This is a genomic window from Paeniglutamicibacter terrestris, from assembly GCF_012271785.1.
GTDB classification, from domain to species: Bacteria; Actinomycetota; Actinomycetes; order Actinomycetales; family Micrococcaceae; genus Paeniglutamicibacter; species Paeniglutamicibacter terrestris.
In genome coordinates this window covers 1-11986 of sequence record NZ_JAAWVT010000015.1, presented here as the reverse complement: position 1 = coordinate 11986, position 11986 = coordinate 1, and the positions used below count along the sequence as shown (strand labels likewise).

The window sequence follows — 11986 nt, the reverse complement described above, 5'->3', positions numbered from 1 at the left end:
ACGATCCGCAGGAAAGGAATCTGATGGGCGGGAAACTACCCCGCGTGCTGGCCGATGCGCGGAATGCCATCCGGGCCATGGTCGAAACCGGATCCACGGTGTTGGTTGCCTGTAGTGGCGGAGCAGATTCGCTGGCCCTGGCCGCGAGCGCGGCATTCCTCAACCGCAAGGGCGAAATTCGCGCCGGTGCCGTCGTGGTTGATCACCGGATGCAGCCCGGCAGTGCCGAGGTGGCCAGCGCCGCTGCCGCGCAGTGTCGAGCCTTAGGGCTAAGCCCGGTGTTGGTGCTGGAGGTGGATGTTGCCGATTCCAGCGAACAAGCTGCCCGGATCGCCCGCTACGGCGCCCTGAAAATTGCCCTTGAGCGAACCGGGGCAACCCACATCTTGCTCGGACATACCCTAGATGACCAGGCAGAACAGGTGATGCTGGGGCTGGCACGCGGTTCCGGGACCCTGTCACTGGCCGGCATGCCAGCGGTCCGCGGTCCCTTCTTACGTCCGCTGTTGGGAATGGACCGCAGTGCCATGGAACAAATTTGCGCGCACGAGCAGCTGCACTACTGGGAAGATCCAACCAACACCGATCCCACCTACCTGCGCAATGACATCAGGCATCGGCTGATGCCGGTTCTGCGCGAGGTGCTCGGTGAGCAGGTATCCCAGGCGCTGGCCCGGACCGCGGCACTGGCTCGTGCGGACGCGGCCTACCTCGATGAGCAGGCCGCTTTAGCCCTGCTCGAAGCAACCCGGCTGAGCACTGAGCACGAGCGCCGCCTCGATCTGAGCGCTTTACGAGCACTGCCCGGCCCGCTGCGCAGCCGAGTGTTACGTCAAGGAATTTCCGGGCTCGGCGCACCGACACCGGACTTTGAGCGTTTGAGCGCGCTGGATCATTTGGTGCGGGATTCGAAGTCGGCGGGTCCCATCCAGCTTGATGGTCAGGTGCTGGCCACCCGCGTTGCTGGGCCCCGATTAGCGGCCGGCGAATCCGCATTCCTGAGGCTCTGCAGGCCGTCTGCGGGCAGCGATATTTGAGAATTGCCTCACACCCACCCGGGTCGTACCGCCAAGTCGCGGCAAGAATGCGTGGGCTCGTTCCCCGCTAGCACGCAGATTGTGGCACTCTAGACCGTGGGTATAACGCCCTCCCCTCGACCGGTTTTAATGCCGACCCCAGAACCAGGAGCCCTCGTGGATTCGAAAGACGTCAGCGCAGATTTGGCGCATGTCCTCTACACCAAGGAAGAAATCCAGGCCAAGATCGAAGAGTTGGCCGCGCGGATTGACGCCGACTACGTAGGCCGGGACATCCTGGTTGTCGGTGTGCTCAAGGGCGCCGTCATGGTCATGGCTGATCTGGTCCGTGCCCTGCACTCCCACGTCACCATGGACTGGATGGCGGTCTCCTCCTACGGTTCGGGCACCCAGTCCTCCGGCGTCGTGCGGATCCTCAAGGACCTCGACACCGACCTTCTGGGCAAGGATGTGCTGATCGTTGAGGACATCATCGACTCCGGTCTGACGCTGTCCTGGTTGCTGGCCAACCTGCATTCCCGCGGCCCGGCATCGGTGGAAATCTGCACCCTGCTGCGCAAGCCGGAAGCCGCGAAGGTGGAGATCGACGTTAAGTACGTCGGCATGGAAATCCCCAACGAATTTGTTGTCGGTTACGGCCTGGACTTCGATGAAAAGTACCGCAACCTGGACTTCATCGGCACCCTGGCACCGCACATCTACGAGTAATCAATAACGCTTGGTACAGACGCTGCGCGTCGGTGTTGTGATGGCCGTTTCCGGACCCCGGGGACGGCCATTGCGCTACTTACGCCCAAAGGGGAACTTATCGGCTTGCTTGTCCGTGGGTACCGGATAGGGCGTTTACTTATTAACGTGCAGCAAGATTCAGGCGTCGCCCAGACGCCCGGACGATAAACGTCCGAAAGCAGGAGGGATGGGGCGGGACCCCCATATCAATGAACGCGAAAAAGATCTTCAACAGCTGGATCGTTTGGGTGCTACTCGGTGCCGCGATATTGCTGATTTTCCTGCCGACTCTTTTGGGCGGTAACTCCGGGCGCATTGACACTTCGGTGGGTATGTCGCTGCTTAAGGACTCCAAAGTCGCCGAGGCGAAGATCTTCGACGGTGAGCAGCGAGTTGACCTCACACTGAAGGAACCGCTCACCATCGACGGTGCCGACAAGGGCAAAAATGTCGAGTTCTACTACTCCCAGCCCCGTGGCACACAGGTGGTAGACGCGGTGAACGCCGCAAATCTCACCGGCTACACCGACCAGCCGGTGCAGACCAACTGGTTCACCTCCATGCTCGGCTTCCTGATCCCGATGATCCTCATTGTGGGTCTGTTCTGGTTTATCCTCTCCCGCTCCCAGGGCGGCGGATCCAAGGTCATGCAGTTCGGCAAGTCCCGTGCCAAGCTGATCACGAAAGACATGCCCCAGGTGACGTTTGCCGATGTCGCAGGAGCCGAAGAGGCAGTGGAAGAACTCCACGAAATCAAGGAATTCTTGCGCGAACCGGGTAAGTTCCAGGCCGTCGGCGCGAAGATCCCCAAGGGCGTCTTGCTCTACGGCCCTCCGGGTACCGGTAAGACCCTGCTCGCCAAGGCAGTTGCCGGCGAGGCAGGCGTGCCCTTCTACTCGATTTCCGGTTCGGACTTCGTCGAAATGTTTGTTGGCGTGGGCGCCTCGCGCGTGCGTGACCTCTTTGAGCAGGCCAAGACCAACTCCCCGGCCATCATCTTCGTTGATGAGATCGACGCCGTGGGACGTCACCGCGGTGCTGGCATCGGCGGCGGCAACGACGAGCGCGAACAGACGCTGAACCAGCTCTTGGTGGAGATGGACGGCTTCGACGCCACCACCAACGTCATCCTGATCGCGGCAACCAACCGTGCCGACGTGCTTGACCCGGCACTGCTGCGCCCGGGACGCTTTGACCGCCAGATCCCGGTGGAGGCACCGGATATGATCGGCCGCGAGCAGATCCTTAAGGTCCACGCGCAGGGTAAACCGATGGCTACCAATGTTGACCTCAAGGCCGTGGCCAAGAAGACCCCGGGTTACACCGGTGCCGATTTGGCCAACGTCCTGAACGAGGCAGCGCTGCTCACCGCTCGCTCCAACGCCCAGCTGATCGATGATCGCGCGCTGGATGAAGCCATTGACCGCGTCATGGCCGGCCCACAGAAGCGCAGCCGATTGATGAAGGAACACGAACGTAAGATCACCGCCTACCACGAGGGCGGACACGCCCTGGTGGCTGCGGCCATGCGCCAGACGGCACCGGTCACCAAGGTGACCATCCTGCCGCGCGGCCGGGCGCTGGGTTACACCATGGTGGTTCCCGACGATGATAAGTACTCGGTGACTCGCAACGAGTTGCTGGACCAGATGGCCTACGCCATGGGTGGTCGCGTCGCCGAGGAAATCGTCTTCCACGATCCCTCCACCGGTGCGTCAAACGACATCGAAAAGGCGACAGCCACCGCACGAGCCATGGTCACCGACTACGGCATGAGCGAACGCATTGGCGCCGTGAAGCTGGGCTCCTCCTCCGGGGATGCCATGTACGGACAGGCGCCAAGCCGCAGCTACTCCGAAACCATGGCGAACGTGGTTGACGAGGAAGTTCGCACGCTCATCGACGCGGCTCACGACGACGCCTACGCGGCGTTGACGGAAAACCGGCACGTGCTTGACCGTCTGGCCTTGGCCCTGCTGGAGCACGAGACGCTGAACCAGAAGGAAATCGCCGAGATCTTCCACGACCTCATCAAGCGCCCCGAGCGCGAGGTCTGGCTGAGCAAGGACACCCGTCCGGTACACGCAGCTGGCCCGGTGCTCTCCGCCAAGGAGATCGCCGCCGAAGCAGTCGCCGGAACTTCCAGCGACGTCACCGGCGAGTAACCCACAGCACACACAGGCTAGGATCGGAAGCGTGATTCAGATCGATCAGTTTGAAGATGAGACCATCCAGGGCGCCGGTGGCGTTGACCTGGTCCGGATTGAAAACGCCGTGCGCGAGATCCTTTTTGCCATCGGCGAGGATCCGAGTCGCGACGGGCTGTTGGACACACCTAAACGTGTGGCCAAGGCCTACTCGGAGTTTTTTGCCGGCCTGCACGAGGACCCGGCCGACCATCTGGGCACCACCTTTGACATCGAACATGACGAGTTGGTGCTGGTTAAGGACATCTCGTTCTATTCGACCTGCGAGCATCACCTGGTGCCTTTCCACGGCAGCGCGCACGTCGGATACATTCCCGGCCCCGAGGGCAAGGTGACCGGGCTGAGCAAGTTGGCCCGCTTGGTGGAGGTTTATGCCCGCCGACCGCAGGTTCAGGAACGCCTGACCACCCAAATCGTTAACGCTTTGGTCGAGCACCTGAACCCACGCGGCGCCATCGTCGTGATCGAATGTGAACACATGTGCATGTCCATGCGAGGCGTCCGCAAACCGGGCGCCAAGACCGTTACCAGCGCCGTCCGTGGCCAACTCCGCGAACCGGCCACCCGCGCAGAGGCCATGAGCCTCATCCTCGGAAAGTAGGAAACACCCCCATGTCACTTGGAGCGATCCCCGGAACCGGCCCGGCCACCAGCCCGATGCCCATCATCCGCAAATCCACCGCCCGCACCATGGCAGATCTGCCAAGCGATCGCACACTTGTCATGGGCATCCTGAACATCAACGACGATTCCTTCTCCGATGGTGGGAAATATCTGTTGGTTGATGACGCCATCTCCCACGGTCTGGCCATGTACTACGGCGGGGCGGACATCATCGACATTGGCGGGGAATCCACCCGCCCCGGTGCGGTACCGGTGGACCCGGCGGTCGAACAGGCTCGCATCCTTCCGGTGATCACCGCGCTGGCCAAGGCCGGGGCGATCATCTCGGTTGATACCATGCATACCTCCACCGCCCGGGCTGCCCTGGCCGCGGGTGCGCACATCATCAACGACGTCTCGGGACTGACCCACGAACCCGATATGCCGGCGCTGATGGCCGAAACGGGTGCCCCCTACGTGCTGATGCACCGCCGCGGGGACGCCGGGAACATGGTCACCGAGGCCAACTACACCGACGTGGTCTCCGAGGTTTTGGCGGAACTCGAAGAACTGCGCTCACGCTTTATCGCCGCCGGCGTGAAGCCAGAAGCCCTCATCCTTGATCCGGGGCTCGGCTTCGCCAAAGATCACGAACACAACTGGGATTTGCTGCGTGCCCTAGACCGCTTCACCGCGCTGGGTCACCGCGTCTTGGTGGGCACCAGCCGCAAGCGCTTCTTGGGCGAATTGCTCCGCCAGGATGGCAAGCCGGCGGCTCCCGCCGAGCGTGACGCCGCCACCGCAGCCACCAGCGCACTGGCAGCCGCCAACGGCGCCTGGGGCGTTCGTGTGCACGATGTGCCGTCCTCCCTGGCCGCCATCAAGGTCGCCGGTGCGTGGATGAATTCCCGCGTCCCGGCGCTCTAGGCCCGAGACCATGGGCATCTCCAACACCATGCGCAGCGATACCATTACCCTCTCCGGGATTACCGCGGTGGGCTACCACGGCGTATTTGAGCACGAAAAGCGTGACGGTCAGCCCTTCACGCTGGACGTGGTGCTGCATACCGACATCCGCCGCGCGGCAGCCAGCGATAACGTCGCCGACACCGCGCACTATGGCGAACTCGGAGAGCTGGTGGTGACCCAGATTCAGGACGGCCCCTGGGACCTGATTGAGACCCTGGCGGAAAAGACCGCCGCGGCGATTCTTGCCTCTTTCCCCACCGTGATGGGGGTGGAGGTCATCGTGCACAAGCCCAAGGCACCGATCACCGTGACGTTCAGTGACGTCACCATCCACATTTATCGCGAACGGGAGTGAGTCCGATGGTTTCGTGCCTGCTGGCCCTCGGTTCGAACCTCGGTGAACGCGCAGGTACCTTGGCCGCGGCAGTTGCCGAGCTGGGCGCCACCACCGGGATCGAGCTGGTAGCCGTCTCGGACACCGCCGTGACCAAGCCCGTGGGCGGTCCGGAAGGACAGCCCGACTTCCTGAATCTGGTGGTGCGCATCAATACCAGCCTGGAGCCGCTGGACCTTCTTGCCGCGTGCCAGAGCATTGAAGCCGAACACCACCGCACCCGCGAGGTGCGTTGGGGACCGCGCACCCTGGACATCGACGTGATCACCTACGGGCAGAGCCAAAGCACCGATCCGGTGCTCACGCTGCCGCACCCGCGCGCAGCAATCCGCGGTTTTGTGCTGGTGCCCTGGGCCTGGATGGAACCAGATGCACAGCTTAATGGCCAACGGGTTAGCGAACTTGCCGCGGCCGCGGCCGATACTCCGGAGATCCGTCGCGCTCGGGCGGGGGCCTAGAGCCATGAATTCCTTGCGGCCACTGTGGGTTTTCACGGTGCTTCTTCTGGGGATGGTTGCCGGTTACGCCAGCCAGATCCTCGCCACCGCTGCTGGCTACCCGGTTCCGCTGCTGCACCTGACCTCACTGGTAACCATGGGGGCAGCGAGCCTGTTCACCCTGATCATGGGCATCCGTATTAAGCGTTTCACCAGTGGGAAGAGCACGAAACGGGTCAATCCGATCACCGCCGCCCGCACCCTGGTGCTGGCCCAGGCCAGTGTTTATGCCGGCACCACCATCGCCGGATGGCATGGCGGAATCCTTTTGGGCCTGTTCGCCGCCTCCGGGATGGGAAGTATGGCCGTGAAATCATCCTTGGTGATGATCGGTGGCGCCCTGGTGATGGTTATCGTGGGATGGGTTGTGGAACAGTTCTGCAAACTACCCCCGGAAGATCCCTCGACTCCGGAGGCCAAGACCGAGGGCAAGGACGATCAAGGATATGCAGCAGGAACCAATTGACCCTCAGGGTCTGACCTGGACTCGAGTGTCCCCCAGCTACACGAAGGTGCGCCTGGTGGGTTGGGGTATTGGTGCGTTGCTGATGCTGCTTGTGCTCTGTGTGCCGTTGGTGCTGCGCCTCACCGGGGTGTGGGCAGGCTTCCCGCTCTGGCTGGCTATCGTCGCCCCCGCGCTCACACTGCTGATCGATCTTATTCGGCTGATGCTGATCCCACGCCAGGTGGCGGCCATCGGTTATGCCGAGCGCGAGGATGATCTGCTGGTGCGCCAGGGCTTGATGTTTCAAAAGGTCCTGGTAATTCCCTACGGCCGGATGCAATTCATCGACGTCGCGGTGGGTCCGATCGATCGGATGCTGGGGCTGTGCAAGGTGAAACTCCATACCGCTGCCGCTGATGCCACCGCCGAGATTCCCGGCCTGCCACTGGCCGAGGGAACGCGTCTGCGCGAGGCACTGACAGCGCGCGGCGAAGCACGATTGGCCGGACTATGAGTTCCGGCCCCACCCCCGAGTCCGGGTTTATTAGTGAATCGGCGCCGGATCCAACCGAACCGTGGCAGCGGGTTCACCCGGCCTCTCCGCTGGTGCGCGGCTGGCTGGCGGTGATTGCCGTGGCCTTCGTGTACGGACAAAACATGCTTTCTTCCCTCGTTGAGGGCGAAGACCCCTACCCGGCACCCGAGGTCGTCTCCCAGACACCACTCTTGGTGCCGCTGCTCATTGGAGCAGGCATTTTATTGCTGGTGCTGCTGGGATTCTTTGGCACTTGGTGGTTCACCAAGTACCAAATCACCGATCGCCACGTGAACGTCAACTCCGGGATGATTTTTAGGCAGCAACGCCAGGCCCGCATCGATCGAGTGCAGTCCATCGATATTGCCCAACCCTTGGTGGCCCGGATCCTTGGCTTGGCCGAGCTCCGATTTGATGTTGCAGATTCCGGCTCCTCAGCCATGCACTTATCCTTTGTGAAGCTTTCGGTGGCCCGCGATTTGCGCACTACCATCCTGGCGCGGGCAGCAGGCCGTCCCTCGGTCCCCGCCGTGCAGGAGTCCGAGAGTGGCTCCGCTGCGCGGCCGGTGGCCGAGCCGAACCCGGAAGCCGGCGTCGCGACGGCACCCGCCGCCGGAACCGAAGAGCGAGTGGTGCTCCGAGTGCCCGTCGCTCGGCTGATCATCTCCATGGTCTTACGCCCGGTGAGCATCACCCTAGTTCTCGGCATCATCGCCGCGGCCGTGCTGATGTCACTGATCGATGGGTTCACCCCCTTTTACTTGCTTCCCGCTTTCCTGGGCATGGGCACCGCGCTGTGGAACAACCTGAACACCGGCTACAACTTCACCGCTGCCACCAGCGCCGAGGGCCTGCGCCTGAGCTACGGATTGCTTGATACCCGTCACCAGAGTGTGCCACCGGGCCGGGTGGCCGCCATTAAGATCAGTGCTCCGCTACTGTGGCGGAAGCTGGGTTGGTACAAGATGTCGGTGAACGTGGCTGGCATTGGCGGGGACGATGCCAACGACGGAGGATCACGCAGCGTGCTGCTGCCGGTGGGGACCTTCGAAGACGTCTTGGCGGTGCTTTCAGTGGTCCTGCCCGACCCCGGAACAACAAATCCGCGTGAATTCTTCGCCGCTGCGGTCAACGGCGCGGGCACCGAATTTGGTTTCATCACCTCCCCGGCACGAGTTCGCCCCCTAGCTCCCTTGGCTCACGCCCGACAGGGTTATGCGCTGACCACCACCGCACTGGTGGCACGCAATGGGGCACTGCACCGCACCCTAGCCATCGTCCCGCACGCTCGTACCCAGGGATTGAGCCTGAAACAGGGACCGCTGGCTCGTCGGTTTGAGGTGGCGGATCTATACCTGTCCACCATTGCGGGTCCCGTGACGCCGATGGTGCGGCAGCTCGATATTGGGCACGGTCGTGAGCTGTTCCTCGAACAAGCGGATCGGGCGGCCGCCGCGCGCAAGACCTCGGACTCAAATCATTGGCTGGAAAAAGGAGTATGAACATGGGTAAGCCGGGACGCCTAGGCGTAGGCATCATCGGTGCAGGTAAGGTCGGTGCGGTCCTCGGGGCGGCACTGCGCGCCGCCGAGCATCAGATCGTCGGAGTCCATGCGGTCTCCGAGACCTCGCGTGATCGCGCAGAACTACTGCTTCCCGGTGTGCCGGTGCTACAGATCCCGGAGATCCTACGCCGTGCCGAGCTGGTGATCCTGGCGGTGCCCGACGACGCGCTGGCCGAACTGGTTCAGGGCCTTGCCGATGCGGGGCACTGGCAGGTGGGGCAGCTGGTGGTGCATACCGCCGGACGTTACGGCACCGAAGTGTTGGCACCGGCCATGGCGGCCGGAGCAATCGGGCTGGCCATCCACCCCGCCATGACGTTCACCGGGATGAGCATGGACCTAGACAGGCTCACCGATTGCGTCTTTGGCATCACTGCAGCGAACATGGTGCTGCCCATCGCTCAGGCACTGGTGGTCGAAATGGGTGGGGAGCCGGTGGTGATCGCGGAAGACGACCGGGTCAAGTACCACCTGGCCTTGGCCCATGCCTCCAATCATCTGGTGACGGTAGCGGGACAGTCCGCGGGGATTCTGAAGGGGATCGGGGTTGAGGCCCCGGCCCGGATGCTCTCCGCCCTCATGCGCGCCTCATTGGAGAATGCGTTGGCCTCAGGGGAGGGTGCGTTAACCGGACCGGTGGTCCGCGGAGACGTTCGGACGGTGGCTGCCCACCGCGCGGCGCTGGAGTCCGGGGATATTTCTCCCGACACTCGCGAGGGCTATCTGGCCATGAGCCGTGCCACCGCCCTGCGTGCTCACGCCCGCGGGCTGATCACCAGCCAGCGGCTTGATGACATTCTGGCCGCCTTGGGCCAATAAGCGCTCGACGGTGAGCGGCAAGCTGTGAAGCCAGCGATAAACTGACTTGGTGATCACACCAGCAGATTCCGCCCGCCGAACGCCCCTGATCGTCCGGAGCGCAGCAGAACTTTCCACCGCCATTCAGCGAGCCCTCGAGGCAAGCGAACCGCGGGCGGGAGGACGGGCAACACTAGGGCTGGTGCCCACCATGGGCGCACTGCACTCGGGCCATGCGTCATTGGTGTCCACCGCCAGAGCGCAAAATGATGTCCTGGTGGTCAGCATCTTCGTCAACGAGCTGCAGTTTAATGACCAGACTGATTTCAACCGCTACCCACGCACCCTTGATGCAGACGTGGAGCTGCTGGCCCGCGCTGGTGCCGACATTGTGTTTGCTCCGGAGGCGACGGAGGTTTACCCCGATGGCCGCCCGCTCATCAAGATTAATTCCGGGGACCTGGGCCTGAAGTTTGAGGGTGCAGCGCGCCCGGGACACTTTGATGGGATGCTGGCGGTGGTGGCCAAGCTGCTCCACTATGTCATGCCACCTGCCGCGCTGGGAGTCCCCACCGCCTACCGCGCATACTTTGGCCAAAAGGACGCCCAGCAGCTGGTGCTCATCAAACGCATGGTAGCTGATCTGAACTACCCCGTTGAGATTTGCTCGGTTCCGATCATCCGCAGCGCAGAGGGTTTGGCCCTTTCCAGTCGCAACCAATTCCTGACCGCTGAACAGGCCCAAGCCGCCTTGGTCATTCACCGAGCGCTGAGCTTAGTGAGGGAACGGGCGGATAGGCACGAACCGCTCTATCTGGAGGACGTCGCGGGATTATTTGCCATGGAACCGTTGGTTGAGCTGGATTACTTTGAATTGGTTGATCCGCGCACCTTGCAGGAGCTGGCCTTCAATTGCCAAGACACCCCGTTCACCGGTCAGGGCCTCCTGCTGGTGGCGGCGAAGGTCGGCGAGGTACGGCTCATCGACAATATGACCTTGGGCTACTGAACTGCTAGAACATTAGGCGATGCGGGGGCGATCCCACCGTTGGGCCACCTCTTGGAGTACCGCGCGGAAGGCCGAAAGGTCCGCGATGATCTCCGCGGCGCTCTGCCCTACCGTTGAGAGCCCGGCCGATTGGCCTGCATATACCGGAGCCAGTGTTGGGTCAGCCTTGTCGCGGGCGGCATTAACGGAGGTGGTGAGTGTCTCATCAACGGCAACCGCGGCACTGAGGTCCTCGAGGCGCTCGGCCCATGCGTCACTGAAATTGTTACGAAGGGCCCTTCCGCCGAATTCCGAGGGCCACGCGATGCGTTGGGCAATATCAAAGGCCCGCGTATATACCGTGTCATCCACTCCTGCCGCTCCGATTGCCTCCTTGATGTTGTGCTGACTCATGGATTCGTTGGCGGCAGCAAAGCGCGTGCCGATCCAAGCGGCAGATGCGCCAGCGCCCAGCACTGCCGCAACTCCTCTGGAAGTGGCCAGTCCGCCGGCAGCTATGACCGGCTTGTTGGTCTGCTCCAAAGCGAGCTGGAGTAAGGGGAGTGTGGAGACCTCGTTGCGCCCGTGTCCGCCACCCTCATTGCCACGGCAGATCACCACATCGATGTCCTCTTCTAAGGCGCGGGACAGATCAGCCGCATTTCCGACCTGCATGCCTACCAGTGCACCGGAGTCATGGGCCAGTGCCGCGGCCGGGCCAGGCTCCCCAAAACTGATGCAGACAAAGGCGGGGTTGTGGGCTAGCACCTGGCGTAGTGGATCCAAGGAGTCTTCCAAAACCCATGCCATCAGCCCAGCCCCCCATTTATGCCCGGCTGAGGCCGCTAGCGAAGCTTCCCGGTCGATCCACTCCGCGGTGACATTGCCGCCGAGGCCGAGCATGCCGAACCCGCCAGCTGCCGAAACAGCAGCAGCAAGTGCTCCGCCGGCGGCTCCGGCCATGGAAGCGTTAAAGATCGGCTCGGTGAAACCGAGCGCATCCTGCAGTGAATCAGTCCGGTGTGTGCTGGCGGAGAGCTTTTCTGGAAGTTCAGGCATATTTACAGTCTATGACCCGCCCGCGAGCTGGGTGTGACGCAGCGCTCAAAGGCGATCTTTTGTCCAGATACTACAAAACTCGGACGCAGAATGCTGCTAATCCGGGGTTTTTCGGGGGTTTTTGGTGCTGTGGTGCAGGTACTCGCCGTTTGGACAATGGC

The 11986-nt window shown here is 62.5% G+C and carries 13 protein-coding genes; 12 read left to right on the top strand and 1 reads right to left on the bottom strand.

Annotated elements, in window-relative coordinates; genetic code table 11:
* Positions 1-23: 23 nt before the first annotated feature.
* The 12 genes from tilS to panC all read left to right on the top strand — a co-directional run bounded on the left by tilS (position 24) and on the right by panC (position 10787).
* Positions 24-1037 carry a tRNA lysidine(34) synthetase TilS gene (gene tilS, locus HED64_RS18825; protein ID WP_168153487.1) on the top strand — a complete coding sequence of 338 codons (1014 nt, stop codon included), beginning with the start codon at positions 24-26 and terminating at the stop codon, positions 1035-1037.
* A gap of 156 nt (positions 1038-1193) precedes the next feature.
* Complete coding sequence (gene hpt, locus HED64_RS18820) at positions 1194-1745, top strand: hypoxanthine phosphoribosyltransferase (RefSeq protein WP_168153486.1); 552 nt, start codon at positions 1194-1196, stop codon at positions 1743-1745.
* Positions 1746-1975: 230 nt separating this feature from the next.
* The gene (gene ftsH / locus HED64_RS18815) at positions 1976-3931 is read left to right on the top strand and encodes an ATP-dependent zinc metalloprotease FtsH (protein ID WP_168153485.1); all 1956 of its coding nucleotides are present in this window, start codon (positions 1976-1978) and stop codon (positions 3929-3931) included.
* A gap of 40 nt (positions 3932-3971) precedes the next feature.
* The gene (gene folE, locus HED64_RS18810; protein WP_425351817.1) at positions 3972-4574 is read left to right on the top strand and encodes a GTP cyclohydrolase I FolE; all 603 of its coding nucleotides are present in this window, start codon (positions 3972-3974) and stop codon (positions 4572-4574) included.
* Between the two features lie 11 nt (positions 4575-4585).
* A complete protein-coding gene (gene folP, locus HED64_RS18805; RefSeq protein ID WP_168153484.1) occupies positions 4586-5503 on the top strand; it encodes a dihydropteroate synthase in 918 nt (305 codons plus the stop codon).
* A 10-nt stretch (positions 5504-5513) separates the two neighbouring features.
* Complete coding sequence (folB, locus tag HED64_RS18800) at positions 5514-5900, top strand: dihydroneopterin aldolase (protein WP_245326101.1); 387 nt, start codon at positions 5514-5516, stop codon at positions 5898-5900.
* A 5-nt stretch (positions 5901-5905) separates the two neighbouring features.
* Positions 5906-6397 (top strand): 2-amino-4-hydroxy-6-hydroxymethyldihydropteridine diphosphokinase, encoded by a 492-nt coding sequence (folK, locus tag HED64_RS18795; protein ID WP_168153534.1) that lies wholly within the window; start codon positions 5906-5908, stop codon positions 6395-6397.
* A gap of 4 nt (positions 6398-6401) precedes the next feature.
* Complete coding sequence (locus HED64_RS18790; RefSeq protein WP_168153483.1) at positions 6402-6902, top strand: DUF3180 domain-containing protein; 501 nt, start codon at positions 6402-6404, stop codon at positions 6900-6902.
* Complete coding sequence (locus tag HED64_RS18785) at positions 6883-7395, top strand: PH domain-containing protein (protein WP_168153482.1); 513 nt, start codon at positions 6883-6885, stop codon at positions 7393-7395. Before HED64_RS18790 ends, HED64_RS18785 begins: the two co-directional genes overlap by 20 nt.
* Positions 7392-8918 carry a PH domain-containing protein gene (locus HED64_RS18780; RefSeq protein WP_168153481.1) on the top strand — a complete coding sequence of 509 codons (1527 nt, stop codon included), beginning with the start codon at positions 7392-7394 and terminating at the stop codon, positions 8916-8918. Before HED64_RS18785 ends, HED64_RS18780 begins: the two co-directional genes overlap by 4 nt.
* A 2-nt stretch (positions 8919-8920) precedes the next feature.
* On the top strand, positions 8921-9799 hold the full coding sequence (locus HED64_RS18775) for a Rossmann-like and DUF2520 domain-containing protein (protein ID WP_168153480.1): 879 nt from the start codon (positions 8921-8923) through the stop codon (positions 9797-9799).
* 49 nt (positions 9800-9848) lie between these two features.
* On the top strand, positions 9849-10787 hold the full coding sequence (gene panC / locus HED64_RS18770) for a pantoate--beta-alanine ligase (protein WP_425351816.1): 939 nt from the start codon (positions 9849-9851) through the stop codon (positions 10785-10787).
* 12 nt (positions 10788-10799) lie between these two features.
* On the opposite strand, the gene HED64_RS18765 is transcribed toward panC, so the two are convergent.
* Entirely contained in the window at positions 10800-11825 is a 1026-nt protein-coding gene (locus tag HED64_RS18765) for an NAD(P)H-dependent flavin oxidoreductase (RefSeq protein ID WP_168153479.1), read from the bottom strand.
* Positions 11826-11986: the final 161 nt, after the last annotated feature.